Annotated in this window: 18 protein-coding genes and 1 tRNA gene; 11 read left to right on the top strand and 8 right to left on the bottom strand. The window is 71.8% G+C overall.

Features of this window, described 5'->3' with window-relative positions; translation table 11 throughout:
* The first annotated feature begins 111 nt into the window (after positions 1-111).
* Entirely contained in the window at positions 112-1,092 is a 981-nt protein-coding gene (locus AB0877_RS27030; protein WP_366612368.1) for a DMT family transporter, read from the top strand.
* A 28-nt stretch (positions 1,093-1,120) separates the two neighbouring features.
* Here the strand turns inward: AB0877_RS27030 and AB0877_RS27025 are convergent, their stop codons facing one another.
* Positions 1,121-2,194: a PHP domain-containing protein gene (locus tag AB0877_RS27025; protein ID WP_366612366.1), complete on the bottom strand. Its 1,074-nt coding sequence runs from the start codon at positions 2,192-2,194 to the stop codon at positions 1,121-1,123.
* A 1-nt stretch (position 2,195) separates the two neighbouring features.
* Complete coding sequence (locus AB0877_RS27020; RefSeq protein WP_366612365.1) at positions 2,196-2,960, bottom strand: M23 family metallopeptidase; 765 nt, start codon at positions 2,958-2,960, stop codon at positions 2,196-2,198.
* A gap of 64 nt (positions 2,961-3,024) precedes the next feature.
* On the opposite strand from AB0877_RS27020, the gene AB0877_RS27015 reads away from it, so the two are divergent.
* The 4 genes from AB0877_RS27015 to AB0877_RS27000 all read left to right on the top strand — a co-directional run bounded on the left by AB0877_RS27015 (position 3,025) and on the right by AB0877_RS27000 (position 4,930).
* Positions 3,025-3,414: a hypothetical protein gene (locus AB0877_RS27015; protein WP_366612363.1), complete on the top strand. Its 390-nt coding sequence runs from the start codon at positions 3,025-3,027 to the stop codon at positions 3,412-3,414.
* A gap of 111 nt (positions 3,415-3,525) precedes the next feature.
* The gene (locus AB0877_RS27010) at positions 3,526-3,693 is read left to right on the top strand and encodes a hypothetical protein (protein WP_167362451.1); all 168 of its coding nucleotides are present in this window, start codon (positions 3,526-3,528) and stop codon (positions 3,691-3,693) included.
* 117 nt (positions 3,694-3,810) lie between these two features.
* Entirely contained in the window at positions 3,811-4,338 is a 528-nt protein-coding gene (locus AB0877_RS27005; protein ID WP_366612361.1) for a tRNA adenosine deaminase-associated protein, read from the top strand.
* A gap of 145 nt (positions 4,339-4,483) precedes the next feature.
* A complete protein-coding gene (locus tag AB0877_RS27000) occupies positions 4,484-4,930 on the top strand; it encodes a nucleoside deaminase (protein ID WP_366612390.1) in 447 nt (148 codons plus the stop codon).
* A gap of 14 nt (positions 4,931-4,944) precedes the next feature.
* Here AB0877_RS27000 and AB0877_RS26995 read toward each other — a convergent pair whose 3' ends face one another.
* Both AB0877_RS26995 and AB0877_RS26990 read right to left on the bottom strand, forming a co-directional pair.
* Positions 4,945-6,099 (bottom strand): ATP-binding protein, encoded by a 1,155-nt coding sequence (locus AB0877_RS26995; RefSeq protein ID WP_366612359.1) that lies wholly within the window; start codon positions 6,097-6,099, stop codon positions 4,945-4,947.
* Positions 6,096-6,752, bottom strand: coding sequence for a response regulator transcription factor (locus AB0877_RS26990; protein WP_366612357.1), 657 nt, complete (start codon positions 6,750-6,752; stop codon positions 6,096-6,098). The genes AB0877_RS26995 and AB0877_RS26990 overlap by 4 nt, the downstream gene beginning before the upstream one ends.
* Before the next feature lie 131 nt (positions 6,753-6,883).
* Between AB0877_RS26990 and AB0877_RS26985 the strand changes: the two genes are divergently transcribed.
* From AB0877_RS26985 to AB0877_RS26970, 4 genes are read left to right on the top strand one after another with little or no spacing between them, the layout of a single operon-like run.
* Entirely contained in the window at positions 6,884-7,408 is a 525-nt protein-coding gene (locus AB0877_RS26985) for a hypothetical protein (RefSeq protein ID WP_366612355.1), read from the top strand.
* On the top strand, positions 7,405-8,496 hold the full coding sequence (locus AB0877_RS26980) for a peptidoglycan-binding domain-containing protein (protein WP_366612353.1): 1,092 nt from the start codon (positions 7,405-7,407) through the stop codon (positions 8,494-8,496). The genes AB0877_RS26985 and AB0877_RS26980 overlap by 4 nt, the downstream gene beginning before the upstream one ends.
* Before the next feature lie 8 nt (positions 8,497-8,504).
* A complete protein-coding gene (locus tag AB0877_RS26975) occupies positions 8,505-9,188 on the top strand; it encodes an ABC transporter ATP-binding protein (protein WP_366612388.1) in 684 nt (227 codons plus the stop codon).
* Positions 9,188-10,387, top strand: coding sequence for an ABC transporter permease (locus AB0877_RS26970; RefSeq protein ID WP_366612351.1), 1,200 nt, complete (start codon positions 9,188-9,190; stop codon positions 10,385-10,387). Before AB0877_RS26975 ends, AB0877_RS26970 begins: the two co-directional genes overlap by 1 nt.
* Positions 10,388-10,509: 122 nt before the next feature.
* On the opposite strand, the gene deoD is transcribed toward AB0877_RS26970, so the two are convergent.
* Positions 10,510-11,217 carry a purine-nucleoside phosphorylase gene (deoD, locus tag AB0877_RS26965; RefSeq protein ID WP_074315244.1) on the bottom strand — a complete coding sequence of 236 codons (708 nt, stop codon included), beginning with the start codon at positions 11,215-11,217 and terminating at the stop codon, positions 10,510-10,512.
* Between the two features lie 75 nt (positions 11,218-11,292).
* On the opposite strand from deoD, the gene AB0877_RS26960 reads away from it, so the two are divergent.
* Positions 11,293-11,379: transfer RNA gene (locus AB0877_RS26960), tRNA-Ser, on the top strand.
* A 56-nt stretch (positions 11,380-11,435) separates the two neighbouring features.
* On the opposite strand, the gene AB0877_RS26955 is transcribed toward AB0877_RS26960, so the two are convergent.
* Positions 11,436-11,546: an SDR family oxidoreductase gene (locus AB0877_RS26955; RefSeq protein WP_366612349.1), complete on the bottom strand. Its 111-nt coding sequence runs from the start codon at positions 11,544-11,546 to the stop codon at positions 11,436-11,438.
* Here AB0877_RS26955 and AB0877_RS26950 point away from each other — a divergent pair.
* A complete protein-coding gene (locus tag AB0877_RS26950; RefSeq protein WP_366612347.1) occupies positions 11,538-11,846 on the top strand; it encodes a hypothetical protein in 309 nt (102 codons plus the stop codon). The two genes, AB0877_RS26955 and AB0877_RS26950, sit on opposite strands and share 9 nt — an antisense overlap.
* Before the next feature lie 67 nt (positions 11,847-11,913).
* On the opposite strand, the gene AB0877_RS26945 is transcribed toward AB0877_RS26950, so the two are convergent.
* Both AB0877_RS26945 and AB0877_RS26940 read right to left on the bottom strand, forming a co-directional pair.
* Positions 11,914-12,444: a hypothetical protein gene (locus AB0877_RS26945; RefSeq protein WP_366612345.1), complete on the bottom strand. Its 531-nt coding sequence runs from the start codon at positions 12,442-12,444 to the stop codon at positions 11,914-11,916.
* 56 nt (positions 12,445-12,500) lie between these two features.
* Positions 12,501-13,055 carry a hypothetical protein gene (locus tag AB0877_RS26940; protein ID WP_366612343.1) on the bottom strand — a complete coding sequence of 185 codons (555 nt, stop codon included), beginning with the start codon at positions 13,053-13,055 and terminating at the stop codon, positions 12,501-12,503.
* Positions 13,056-13,097 lie beyond the last annotated feature (42 nt).

Below are 13,097 nucleotides of genomic sequence, written 5' to 3'. Positions count from 1 at the left end.
ACCCCACCCCCGTGTCGCGGACGTTTGCCGTGTTGGAGCTGCGGGTTCAGGCACGGCGTGATCGCCGAAAGGCGCGCGACTTTGTCGGACGTTTGCGGCAGAGTGTCAGGGGTGACCACCGATACCACTCCTGACAAAGCGCCGGTCCGCGCCTGGCTGCCCGGCTTCGTCGCCCTCGCCGCGATCTGGGGTTCCAGCTTTCTCTTCATCAAGGTCGGGGTGGCCGAGCTGCACCCGGTCCACCTCACCCTCTACCGGGTCGTCGCCGGCGCGTTGACTCTGCTGGTTGTCCTCGCCGTGCTGCGCGACCGGCTGCCCCACGAGCCCCGGGTCTGGGCGCACCTGACCGTCGTCGCCGCCTTCGGCGTGGCAGTGCCGTTCACGCTCTTCGGCTACGGCGAGCAACGGGTCGAGTCGATGCTGGCCGGCATCTGGAACGCGACCACGCCGTTGATCGTGCTGCCGCTGGCGGTGCTGGTCTTCCGCACCGAGCGGCTCACAGTGCGCCGCGCGGTCGGGCTCGGGTTGGGCTTCGTCGGGGTGCTGGTGGTGCTCGGCGTCTGGGAGGGCATCGGCGGGGCGCACTTCACCGGGCAGCTCATGTGCTTCGGCGCGGCGGCCTGTTACGGCGTGGCCATCCCGTACCAGAAGCGGTTCGTCGCCGACAGCGCGTACTCAGGCTTGTCGCTCTCCACCGCGCAACTGCTGCTCGCGGCCGCGCAGCTGGCCATCGTCGCCCCCTTCGTCGCCGGCCTGCCGCCGCTGCCCACCGAGCTGTCGGCGGGGGTGGTGGCAAGTGTGCTGATCCTCGGCGCGCTCGGCACCGGGCTCGCGTTCGTGATCAACATGCGCAACATCCGGGTGGCCGGCGCGAGCACCGCGTCCACCGTCACGTACCTGGTCCCGATCTTCGCGGTGCTGATCGGTGCGCTGGCGCTCGACGAACGACTCAACTGGCACCAGCCGGTCGGCGCGCTGATCGTGCTGCTCGGGGTCGCGGTCTCGCAGGGAATGTTCAGTCGTCGCCGGAGCACCCCGGTCGTCGGCGTCGGCGCACCCGCCACACCCGCCGCCGAACCCGCGCGCAGCTGACAGACCACAGTGTCGACCAGCGCGGGGATCAGGTCCGGCTGTGCGTCCAGGCCACCAGTTGCTCCGCCGACCAGGTGTTGATCACGCGGTCGGCGGGGACGCCGCAGAGAGCGGCGCGCTCACAGCCGAACCGTTGCCAGTCGAGTTGGCCGGGCGCGTGCGCGTCGGTGTTGATGGCGAACCGGCAGCCGGCCTCCAGGGCCCGACGGATCAGGCGCTTCGGCGGGTCCTGCCGCTCCGGCCGAGAGTTGATCTCGACGGCGGTGTCGTGCTCGACGCAGGCGGCGAAGACGGCGTCCGCGTCGAAGTCGCTCTCCGCCCTGGTCCGCGCGCGGTGCCCCCGATCGCCCGGACCGGTCACCCCGGCCGGGCGGGACGACACCATCCGGCCGGTGACGTGCCCGAGGATGTCCAGGTGCGGGTTGGCGACCGCCTTGAGCATGCGCCGGGTCATCTTCGACCGCTCGTCCTTCAGGCCGCTGTGCACCGAGCCGACCACCACGTCGAGCCGCGCCAACAGGTCGTCGTCCTGGTCCAGGGAACCGTCGGCGAGGATGTCCACCTCGATCCCGGTGAGGATCCGGAACCCCTCGGGCAGCGCCGCGTTCACCTGCGCCACATGGTCGAGCTGCCGGCGCAGCCGCTGCGCGGTCAGCCCCCGGGCCACCGTCAGCCGGGGCGAGTGGTCGGTCAGCACCAGGTACTCGTGGCCCAACTCCACCGCGGCCAAGGCCATCTCCTCGATGGGTGAGCCGCCGTCGGACCAGTCCGAGTGGGTGTGACAGTCGCCGCGCAGGGCGGCGCGGAGCGCCGTGGCCTCGGCGTCCAGGTCGCTGCCCTCGGTCGCCACCAGGCGGCGGAGATAGACCGGTTCCTCACCGGCGAGGGACTCCGCCACGCAACGGGCCGTGACGTCACCGACCCCGGCCAGGTCGGTGAGCGTGCCGTTGCCGGCCCGTTCGGTCAGCTCAGCCGCAGGCAGGCCGGCCAGCGCCTTCGCCGCCGACCGGAACGCGCGTACCCGGTAGGTGGCCTCGTTCGCCCGTTCCAGCAGGAAGGCGATCCGGCGCAGGTCGGCGATGGGATCTCTCGCGCGAGCCATGTCAGGGCGCCTTCGGGCAACCGTGCTGGCGTTGCCACGCGGTGACCTCGGTGGCCGGCTCCCGGTTGCCGCCGCGCCGCCAGGAGTCCAGATAACGCGCCGGCCAGATCACCCCGCGCCGGATCCACCAGCCGTCCTTGCCCGCGCACGCCGGCGAGATGCCGAAGTGCACATGGCACACGTTGTTCGCGTTGCCCGTGCGGCCCACCTTGCCGAGCTGCTGCCCGGCGCGGACCCGCACCCCGGCGTCGACCCCGTCGCTCACGACGCTCAGGTGCGAGCCGTAGTAGCGCACCCCGTCGTCCCCGAGCAGGGCGACGGACAGGCCGCCGTTGTCCGGGCCCTGCGGCCCACGCTTGCGGTACCGGTCCACTCGGCTCACCTCCAGCACCGTCCCGTCGGTCACCGCAACGAACGGCTCACCGCAGTCGGCGAAGAGGTCCGTCGCCGGGTACGCCCCGTGCGTCGGGTGGTAGTCGACGTCGTCGGCGCGTACCGGAAAGACATGCTTCAGCCCGGTGCGGGGTGCCGCCGCCGACGGCCTGGCCGACGACGGCGCCGGGGAACTCGGATCGGTCGCCGCCGGCGTGGGCGGCGGCTGCGACGCCGGCTGGTCGGCGGTCGCCCAGACCGAAGGTGGCGTCGGCGCTGCGCCGTCGGGCACCCCCGGCCGGGTGGTCGCGCAGCCGGCGGCCAGCACCGGGGCGAGCAACAGCAGGATCGGGTACGCCGGACGAGCGCGGCGGCTGATCGTCGGCGAGGACATCCGGTCATCCTGGCAGAGCCGGTACCGTGGGCACGAGCGGCACGCGTGAGGGAGGGCAGCGACGGTGACCATTGCCCGACCCGAACCTGGCCCCGATTTCGGCGCCGCCCGCCCCGTTGCGCGTGCCCCGTCGGGTCTCTTCCCCTCCGGGCCACCGCCACGGCCCACCTACCGCGAGCCGCACCCGGTCACCGGCGGTGGTGTCGCCGCCGGAGGCGGCGTCGCGGCCGGTTGGCTGCTGCTGTTCGGCCTGCTCGGCACCGACGTGGCCAGCTACGCCTGGTGGACGGTGTTCGCCGGCCTGCTGGCCTGGGCCACCGCCCTGGTACTGATCCGTTTCGGCGACCGAGGGGTGGCCACCGGGGTCGCCATCGTCACGGCGGGTGGTTGGAGCATCGCCGCCGCGGTGGTGGCGGTCCGCTGGGCCACCAGCGGTGACTGGCCGCTGTGGTGACCGGCGCGGACGGGCGTCGAAACGGTGCCCGGTGACTGCACCGAGTGCCCGGTTGGATGCGTAGCGAACGCCGTCTTGACGTGGCCGCCGAGACTCGGCACGCTCGCAACTATGGCCTGGACCACTCCCCGGCAGGATCCTGATCGCAATCGCCGTCGACTGCAGTTGCTGGCCGAGTTGGCGGGCGCCCGGGCGGTCCGCCAGCGCAGCCGACCGCAGCGGCAGCGCACCGAGCGTCTGCGCCAGCTCATCGCCACCCGCCGTCGAGTCGTCGGCTGATTCGACTTTGTCAGGAATGACCCGCCCTTCGGGGCGTTGACGGGTCGCCCGCCGACCCGACCGGCTAACGTGCACGCGTAACGAGTCGACGCTGTGTCGAGGCTATTTGGGGGGACCGTGTCGTACTTCGCTGCGGCCGTGGTGCGCGACGACAGTGGCTGGACCGCCGCCGAGGTCAGCCTGCGTGGCGCCGCCGACATCGACGAGGTTGCCGACCGGCTGCGTGACGTCGACCAGGAGGCCGACGTGTCGCTGCTCTTCGTCGAGGCCGACGACGCGTACCTGGTCATCCTGCGCCTGGACGAGGGCGAGGACCTGCGGGTCTTCGGTTCGGACTCCGCGTACGCGGAGGAGTCGCAGCTCGGGTCGCTGCTGGTCGGTGACCTGAAGACCTCGGTCACGGGGCTCGACGGTGACGACGAGCCACGCCCGGTGAGCACCGGCGACGAGGAGAGCGAGCAGCCCGTCGTCGACCCGGAGGCCGATCCGGTCGGCGACGCCGACCTGCTGGCCAACCTGGGCATCTCCGCGCAGAAGCTGCTGACCCTCTGCACCCACGAGGGAATGATGCCGGCGGACGTCACCGCCGAGATCTGCCAGGTGCTCGGCTGCGCCGACGAGGTCGAGGAGCTGCGTGAGGTCTGAGCCGGCCGACGCCACCGATCCTTCGCTGGAGTCGATCCGACCGGGCCAGCCGACCCCCGGCGCGGTGCGCCGCGCCGGGCCCGGCGCGCACGAGGGCCTGGCCGACCTGGGCGAGGTCGGCCGACGACAGCGGCACGAGCTGTGGATGCGCCGCGCCCTGGAGGTGGCCGTCGCCGGTCCACCCGTCGACGACACGGTCAGCACCGACGTCGACGACGTGCCGGTGGGGGCGGTGCTCTACGGGCCGGACGGCACCGAGTTGGCCACCGGACGCAACGAACGCGAGCTGACCGGCGACCCCACTGCCCACGCCGAGGTGCTGGCCCTGCGCCGGGCCGCCGAGCGCACCGGTCGGTGGCGGCTGGACGGCTGCACCCTGGTGGTCACCCTCGAACCGTGCACCATGTGCGCCGGGGCGCTGGTGCTGGCCCGGGTCTCCACTGTCGTGTTCGGCGCCTGGGAGCCCAAGACCGGCGCGGCCGGATCACTCTGGGACGTGCTGCGGGACCGTCGGCTCAACCACCGCCCCGAGGTCTACGGCGGGGTGCTGGAGGCCGAGACCGCCACCGTCCTGCGCGCGTTCTTTCGCTGAGGCCGGATTACCGGTCAGGCCGGCGGCAGGGTGACAGTGACGACCAGACCGCCGCCCGGTCGGGGCTGCGCCTCGGCGGTGCCGCCGTGCGCCCGGGCCACCGCGCGGACGATGGACAGCCCCAACCCGAAGCCCCGCGCGCCGACGACCCGCTCCCGCGACAGCCGACGGAAGGGCTGGAACATCGTCTCGACGTCGTAGCCGGGGACGACCGGGCCGGTGTTGGTCACGGTGAGGGTGGGTCGGCCGGAGACCAACCCGGTGCGCACCTCCACCCACCCGTCGGCGGGCAGATTGTGGCGCAACGCGTTCTCCACCAGGTTGAACGTGAGCCGCTCCAACAGCACCGGGTCGCCGCTGGTGGGCGCCGGGGCCAGGGCCCGCCGGACCGGCACGCCGGGTATCTGCTTCCCGGCCTGGTCGGTCGCGTGCGCGCAGACCTCGGCCAGGTCGATCGGCGTACGCTCGGTCAGCTCGTTCTCCGAGTCGGCCAGGGTCAGCAGACCATCGATCAGCCGCTCGTGTCGTTCGTTGACCGCCAGCAGCGACTCGCCCAGTCGACGGGTCTCCGCCGAGGCGTCCGGACGGGTGATGGCCAGCTCCACCAGGGCACGGTTGAGCGCCAGCGGCGTGCGCAGCTCGTGCGAGGCGTTCGCCACGAATCGGCGCTGCCCGTCGAAGGAGCGGTCCAGCCGTTCCAGCATCTCGTCGAAGGTGTCGGCGAGTTCGCGTACCTCGTCGGGAGGTCCGGTGAGCGCGATCCGCTCGTGCAGGCCACGGCCGGCGGTGTCCGCGCCGGCGATCCGGCGGGTCGTGCCGGTGATCTGGAGCAGGGGTTGCAGGGCCCGACCGGCGAGCAGCCAGCCGAACGCGATCGCCACCGTCGACACCACGATCAACGCGATGCCGCCCTGGGTGAGCAGCGACTCCAACGCGTTGCGCTTCGCCTCGTCCTGGACCTGCTGGAGCAGGTCGCGCACAGTGTCGATGTTCTGCCCGCTGGGCGTCGTGGGGCTGGTCTTCGGCAGGTCGCTCAGTTTCACCCCGAACGGCTGCGGCATGCGCTGATCCACGAGCACGTACGTGACGGCCAGCAGGACCACGCCGGCCAGCAGGAAGAGCCCGCCGTAGATGAGGGTGAGCCGAGCGCGGATCGTGAGGCGTTTCATCGGATCTGGTACCCCGCCCCCGGGATCGTCTCGATCACCGGCGGGTCGCCGAGTTTGCGGCGCAACTTCATCACGGTCACCCGAACCACGTTGGTGAACGGGTCGATGTGCTCGTCCCAGGCGCGTTCCAGCAGGTCCTCGGCGGAGACCACCGCACCGTCGGCGCGCAGCAACTCGGCGAGCACCGCGAACTCCTTGCGGGACAGCGCCACGTGCCGGTCGTCCCGGCGTACCTCGTGCCGGGCCGCGTCGAGCTGGATGCCGGCGCGGCGCAGCGTCGGCGGTGCCGCCGGGCGGGCTCGCCGGGTCAGCGCGTGCACCCTCGCCGACAACTCCACCAGCGCGAATGGCTTGGTCAGGTAGTCGTCGGCACCGAGCGCCAACCCCGCCACCCGCTCCCGGACCGCCGCCGCCGCGGTCAGCATCAGGACCCGGGTCTCCCCGCCCGCGGCCACGATCGCCCGGCACACGTCGTCGCCGTGCACCACCGGCAGGTCCCGGTCCAGGACCACCACGGCGTACTCGTTGACGCCGAGCCGTTCCAACGCGGCGTCCCCGTCGTACGCCACGTCGACGGCGAACGACTCCCGACGCAGCCACTCGGCGATGGCGTCCGCCAGCACGGTCTCGTCCTCGACCACCAGCACTCTCACCCCTCCATGGTGCTCGGGGCGCGGTAACGGCGGCATAACCGCCGACGGTAACGCCGGGGATACGCGCGCTGCCGTGCACTGGGTGCCGACGTCCGACGAGTCGCGTCGGACCCTCAGCGGAGGTGGACACCATGCGGCGACTGTTACTCGCGACACCTGTCCTGCTCGCCCTGGCGCTGGCCGGGTGTGGCGCGGGAGACGACGACGGCGGCGGGGTGGCGACCGCCGGCGGGGCGTCGACAAGCGCCACGGCGAGCGGTGTGCCGGTCAGCGATGCGGACCGGCAGCTCGCCTTCGCCCGGTGCATGCGGGAGAACGGGGTGGACATGCCCGACCCCGAGGCGGGCGGGCGTCCCAACTTCAAGTTCGGTGCGGACGTGGACCAGCAGAAGGTCCAGGCGGCCATGGAGAAGTGCCAGGACAAGCTGCCCAACGGCGGGCAGGGACCGCAGCTCAACCCCGAGCAGGCCGAGCAGATGCGCACGTTGGCCAGGTGCATGCGGGAGAACGGGGTGCCGGACTTCCCGGACCCGGACGCCGACGGGCGGGTCCGGATCGGGACGCAGGGCAATGCGATCAACATCGGCGACCCGGCCATGAAGGCCGCGATGGAGAAGTGCCGGCAGCACGCGCCGCAGTTCGGGGGTGGCCGGTGACCGTCGCCATCCGACGCTCACGGTTGCGCGCCGCCGTCACCGGCGGCGTGGTCCTGCTGGTCGCCGCCGTCGGCGTGGTCGCCGCGGTGGGCTTCGGCGGCGGCACCGACGGGGGCCGGGCCCAGGCCGGCAGCGTGCCACCCGCCACCGCCACCGTCACCCGGCAGACCCTCGCCGACTCGGAGACCGCAGACGGTGAACTGGGGTACGGCGCGACGCGTACCGCCACGGCGAAGCTCAACGGCACCGTCACCGCGCTGGCGGCCACCGGGTCGACGGTACGGCGGGGCAAGGCGCTCTACCTGGTCGACAACGAGGAGGTGGTGCTGCTCTACGGCGGGTTGCCCGCGTACCGGACCCTCGCCCCGGGGGTGGAGGGGCCCGACGTCGCGCAGTTCGAACGGAACCTCGGTGCGCTGGGCTACACCGGCTTCACCATCGACGACGAGTACACCGGCGCTACCGCCGACGCGGTCCGGGACTGGCAGGAGGACCTGGGCCTGACCGAGACCGGTCGGGTCGAGCCGGGGCGGGTCGTGTACGCCGACCGGGAGGTCCGGGTGGAGAGCCACCAGGTCGACGTCGGCGATCTCGTCCAGCCCGGCAAGGCGGTGCTGACGTACACCGGCACCGGTCGGGTCGTCACCGTCGAGTTGGACGTGGACGAACAGCGGTTGGCCAAGCGCGACGCGAAGGTCACCGTGCGGCTGCCGGACGGCGCGACGGTGCCGGGCACGGTCAGCACTGTCGAGACGGTCGTCCAGGCCGGCGCGGCCGGCGCCAACGGGCAGGCCGGCGAGGCCGAGACGACGATCGAGGTGACGGTCGCGGTGACCGACCCGAAGGCCCTCACCGGCTTCGACCAGGCCAGCGCGGACGTCACGTTCACCGTCTCGGAGCGCCGCGACGTGCTCACCGTGCCGGTGGCGGCTCTGTTGGCGCTGGCCGAGGGCGGCTACGGCGTTCAGCTCGCCGATGGCGACGCGAGCCGCGTCCTCGCGGTGACCACCGGGTTGTTCGCCGACGGACGGGTGGAGGTCTCCGGGACGGGCCTCACCGAGGGCACGACGGTGGTGGTGCCGAGGTGAGCAGCGAGGTGATCGTGCTCGACCGGGTCAGCAAGCGGTACGCCGGTGGCGTCGTCGCGTTGGACGAGGTGTCGCTGCGGGTCGGTCACGGCGAGTTGGTCGCGATCGTCGGTCCATCCGGATCGGGCAAGTCGACCATGTTGCACCTGATCGGCACCCTGGACCAGCCGTCGTCGGGCAGCGTGCTCATCGACGGGTACGACGCGGCGAAGCTGACCGACCGGGAGCTGTCCGCGCTGCGGGCCACCCGGATCGGCTTCGTCTTCCAGCAGTTCCACCTCGCCCCCGGCGTTCCGGTCGTCGACAACGTGGCCGACGGGTTGCTCTACTCCGGCGTACCGCTGCGGCGGCGGCGCGAACGGGCGGAGGCCGCGTTGGTCCGGGTCGGCCTGGGCCACCGGTTGGGGCACCGGCCGCACGAGCTGTCCGGTGGGGAGCGGCAGCGGGTGGCAGTGGCCCGCGCGGTGGTCGGCGAGCCGGCGGTGCTGCTGGCCGACGAGCCGACCGGCAACCTGGACTCGCACTCCGGTGCCGGGGTGTTGGAGTTGCTGCACGATCTGCACCGGGCCGGCACCACGGTCGTGGTGATCACTCATGACCGGGAGATCGCGGGAAGTCTGCCCCGGCAGGTGCGGATGCGCGACGGCGCGGTGCGGCACGACTCGGCCCTCGTGTCGGGCGGGGTCGACTGATGGCGACGTTGACCCCGGCCCGACTGCGGCCGATGGACGTCATGCGCGTCGGTGGGGTGGGGCTGCGGACCCGCCCGCTGCGGGCGTTCCTCTCCGCGTTGGGCATCGCGATCGGCATCGCGGCGATGATCGCGGTGGTCGGCATCTCCTCGTCGTCCCGGGCCGAGTTGGACCGGGCGCTCGACGCGCTCGGCACCAACCTGCTCACCGTCGAGCCGGGCACCACCCTGTTCGGCGCGGACGCGCAACTGCCCGAGGAGTCGATCGCGATGATCGGGCGGATCGGCCCGGTGACCGAGGTGTCCGCCACCGGGCAGGTGCCCGACGCCAAGGTGTACCGCTCGGACCGGATCGCGGCGGCGGAGACCGGTGGCATCGCCACCCGGGCGGCCCGACTGGACCTGCTCGGCACCGTGGGAGCCGAGGTGACCACCGGCACCTGGCTCAACGAGGCGACGGCCCGCTACCCGGCGGTCGTGCTCGGCGTCACCGCCGCGCAGCGGCTCGGGATCACCTCGGCGGACCCGCAGGTGCAGGTGTGGTTGGGTGGGCGACCGTTCACCGTGGTCGGCACCCTCGCCGCCGCACCGCTCGCTCCGGAGTTGGACACGTCGGCGTTGGTCGGCTGGGCGGCGGCGGCCGAGTACCTGGGCTTCGACGGTCACCCGACCACCGTCTACACCCGGGCGCAGGAGTCGCAGGTCGACGCGGTCCGGTCGGTGCTCGGCGCGACCACCAACCCGGAGGCGCCGAACGAGGTCGAGGTGTCCCGGCCCTCGGACGCGCTGGCCGCCGCCGAGGCGACCGACGACGCGTTCACCGGCCTGTTGCTGGGCCTGGGCGCTGTCGCCCTGCTGGTCGGCGGGGTCGGCGTGGCGAACACGATGGTGATCTCGGTGCTCGAACGCCGAGCCGAGATCGGCCTGCGCCGGTCACTCGGCGCCACCCGTGGTCAGGTACGGGCCCAGTTCCTCACCGAGTCGCTGCTGCTCTCCGCGCTCGGCGGGATCGGTGGGGTCGTGCTGGGCATCCTGGTCACCTCGGGCTACGCGCTGTCGCAGGGCTGGCCGACAGTGGTGCCGGCCTGGGCGATGCTCGGCGGGGTGGGCGCGACGGTGGTCATCGGCGGCTTCGCCGGCCTCTACCCGGCGGTGCGCGCCGCCCGCCTCGCGCCGACCGAGGCGCTGGCCGCCGTCTGACGTGCTGGCCGCCGTCTGACTATCCGCGGCCCGGCGCTCTGATGCGAAAGAGCGTGATGACTGTGAGGCATCACTATGACTCACAGTCATCACGCTCTTCGCGGCATTGCCGCCCGAAGGGGTCAGGCGATGATCGTGTCGAGGGCGATCTCGACCATCTGGCTGAAGGTCTGCTCGCGCTCCTCCGAGGTGGTCTTCTCACCGGTCTTGATGTGGTCGCTGACGGTCAGCACGGTCAGCGCGCGGGCCTTGAACCGGGCGGCGATCGTGTAGAGCGCCGCCGACTCCATTTCCACCGCCAGCACGCCGTAGTCGGCGAGGGTGTCGTACAGGTCCGGCCGGTCGGTGTAGAAGGCGTCCGCCGCCAGGATCGGCCCCACGTGCATGGTGATGCCGCGCCGCTCGGCCACCTCGACCGACGTACGCAGCAGCCCGAAGTCGGCCACCGGGGCGTAGTCGATCAGCCCGTCGAAGCGCATCCGGTTCATGTTCGAGTCGGTGGACGACCCGATCGCGGCCACCACGTCCCGCAGTTGCAGGTCGGTGCTGAGGGCGCCGCAGGAGCCGACCCGGATCAGCGTCTTCACGCCGTACTCGTTGATCAGCTCGTGGGCGTAGATGGAGGCCGATGGCATGCCCATGCCGGAGCCCTGGACGGAAACCTCGACGCCGTTCCAGCGGCCGGTGAAGCCCAGCATGCCCCGAACCGTCGAGTAGCAGGTGGCGCCCTCGAGGTAGGTCTCCGCGATCCACTTGGCCCGCAGGGGGTCACCCGGCATCAGGACCCGCTCAGCGATCTCGCCCGGCTTCGCGCCGATGTGCGTACTCATGGCAAAGATCCTGCCAGGCCGGCCCGGGCGATACCGGTTCGGCGTCGGAACCGGCGGTCCTGTACCCTCGTCGGCGGTGGCGTGTCCGAGCGGCCTAAGGAGCACGCCTCGAAAGCGTGTGAGGGTTAACGCCCTCCGAGGGTTCAAATCCCTCCGCCACCGCTCTGTAGTGCCGAAACGCCCGGTCGATCCGCGAGGATCGGCCGGGCGTTTTCGCGTCAGAGCTGCTGCTCGCCGCCGTCGACGAACAGCTCGCCGCCGGTCATGAAGCTGCTCTGGTCCGAGGCGAGGAAGAGCGCGGCGTTGGCGATCTCGTCCGGGTGTGCCATGCGCTGCATGGGCACGGTCGAGGTGATGGTCTTCAGCAGCCCGGGGGCCTCCGGCGTCAGGGTTACGAGGGGGCCCTCGCCGACCGGCTCGCCCGCGCCGTCGCCGACGGTGACCTACCCGCGCAGGCCGACCCGGTCGCGCTCGCCCGCTTCGTCATGATCGTCACCGAGGGGCAGGCGGTGCATGCCTCCGCCGGGGTCAGCCGGGAGGCCCTGCGGCAGGCCGCGGAGATCGCGCTCGCCGGTTTCGCCGCCGCGTCCGGGGCGCGCCCGCCGGAGCAGGCCACCGACCCGGTCTGAGCGACGACCCTCCGTCGAGACACGACGATCCGTTATGGACTGATGTGCCGCGATGGGTCGACCCGGCTCAGCACGGGCCGATTCCCTCGATGAAGAGGCGGCGGGCCCAGTCCGCGTACCCGGCGATGGTTTTTCGGACCGTGCGCCCGTCGTGCAGGAACAGGTACGCGCGGTCGCCGTTGCGGGCCAGTAACCCGTCGAGCCGGTGCGTCCCCTGTGGAGCCCGTAGTCGGCTGACCTCCGGGTAGCGGTCCCAGACCTCGTGGACGGGCGAGCCCGCCGTTATGCCCTCCGGTGTCCGCATCGGGTCGCCGACCCAGAGCAGCACGAGTTTGTCCTCCACGAAGACCGGGCTGACCGTGTCGTGGCCAGCAAGCATTGGCCCGCAGGCGTCCAGGCTGGTACGCAGGATGCCGCGTCGGGTCAGCTCGTCCTCGGTGGTGCCGAACTCGATATTGCTGAGGCCGTTCAGGTCGATGATCTCCACGTTGCCGGCGGGCCGGCCGTTCGGAATCGACCTGGTAGGCGGTACGCCGCTGCCCGCGATCGAGGCAGCCGTCAACAGCGTGGCGATAAACGCAAATTGTCGCAATTTCATGGAATCCCCCAGTCCCCAACGGAACGGGAGCGTTCAGGTTGCTGCCGAGCGGCGGATTACTGGTTTTCCCACTGTTCGACCAGCTCGTCCCAGTAGTCGGCGCTGAGTCGACGCCGCCCGTGCGCCAGCCAACCCTCGGTGCTCCGCTCCAGGTGCAACCCCAGTTCGGCGAACGGGTCGATCCAGGTGCCGGGCTCCACGCCGAGCTGACCCAGCGCGCCGTTGATCGGCCACTGTTCGCGCGACATGTCCAACTCGTCGTCGAAGTGCGGCCCCCAGGACAGCGCCCCGCCCAACCACACCGCCGCCGACTGGTAGCCGACCCCACCACCGAACTCCGCCTCCAGATAGGCCACCGGCCCCGACTGTGACCAGCGGCTCAGCACCTCGACCAGCGCCGTCGACAACACCAGGCCGAACGGGCGCGCGGCGCTCCGGTCGTCGGTGGCGAAATCCGGCAACGACCCGGTCAGTTCGATCACCAACTGCGGGGTGACCGGCAGCAACGCGAAGTCCTGACGCAGCCCGCCGAGGACCGCGTGATCCAGCTCGGCGGTCTGCTCGCGGAGCAGTTCGACGTCCGCGACCACCGCGCTGAGCTGGTAAGCCATGGAACCTCCGTTCGTCCACAGCCTGTGGATAGAACATGTGTA

The sequence above is a fragment of the Micromonospora sp. NPDC047644 genome (assembly GCF_040704315.1).
GTDB lineage: Bacteria > Actinomycetota > Actinomycetes > Mycobacteriales > Micromonosporaceae > Micromonospora.
This window is presented reverse-complemented; position numbering and strand designations above follow the sequence as displayed.

Excerpts from the sequence above, each read along its gene's own strand:
- AB0877_RS26995 (WP_366612359.1), bottom strand. The coding sequence starts at position 6,099 with ATGAAACGCCTCACGATCCGCGCTCGGCTCACCCTCATCTACGGCGGG.
- AB0877_RS26945 (WP_366612345.1), bottom strand. The coding sequence starts at position 12,444 with ATGAAATTGCGACAATTTGCGTTTATCGCCACGCTGTTGACGGCTGCC.
- AB0877_RS26985 (WP_366612355.1), top strand. The coding sequence starts at position 6,884 with ATGCGGCGACTGTTACTCGCGACACCTGTCCTGCTCGCCCTGGCGCTG.
- AB0877_RS27025 (WP_366612366.1), bottom strand. The coding sequence starts at position 2,194 with ATGGCTCGCGCGAGAGATCCCATCGCCGACCTGCGCCGGATCGCCTTC.
- AB0877_RS26955 (WP_366612349.1), bottom strand. The coding sequence starts at position 11,546 with ATGGCACACCCGGACGAGATCGCCAACGCCGCGCTCTTCCTCGCCTCG.
- AB0877_RS26970 (WP_366612351.1), top strand. The coding sequence starts at position 9,188 with ATGGCGACGTTGACCCCGGCCCGACTGCGGCCGATGGACGTCATGCGC.
- AB0877_RS27000 (WP_366612390.1), top strand. The coding sequence starts at position 4,484 with ATGCGCCGCGCCCTGGAGGTGGCCGTCGCCGGTCCACCCGTCGACGAC.
- AB0877_RS26940 (WP_366612343.1), bottom strand. The coding sequence starts at position 13,055 with ATGGCTTACCAGCTCAGCGCGGTGGTCGCGGACGTCGAACTGCTCCGC.
- AB0877_RS27020 (WP_366612365.1), bottom strand. The coding sequence starts at position 2,960 with ATGTCCTCGCCGACGATCAGCCGCCGCGCTCGTCCGGCGTACCCGATC.
- AB0877_RS27010 (WP_167362451.1), top strand. The coding sequence starts at position 3,526 with ATGGCCTGGACCACTCCCCGGCAGGATCCTGATCGCAATCGCCGTCGA.
- deoD (WP_074315244.1), bottom strand. The coding sequence starts at position 11,217 with ATGAGTACGCACATCGGCGCGAAGCCGGGCGAGATCGCTGAGCGGGTC.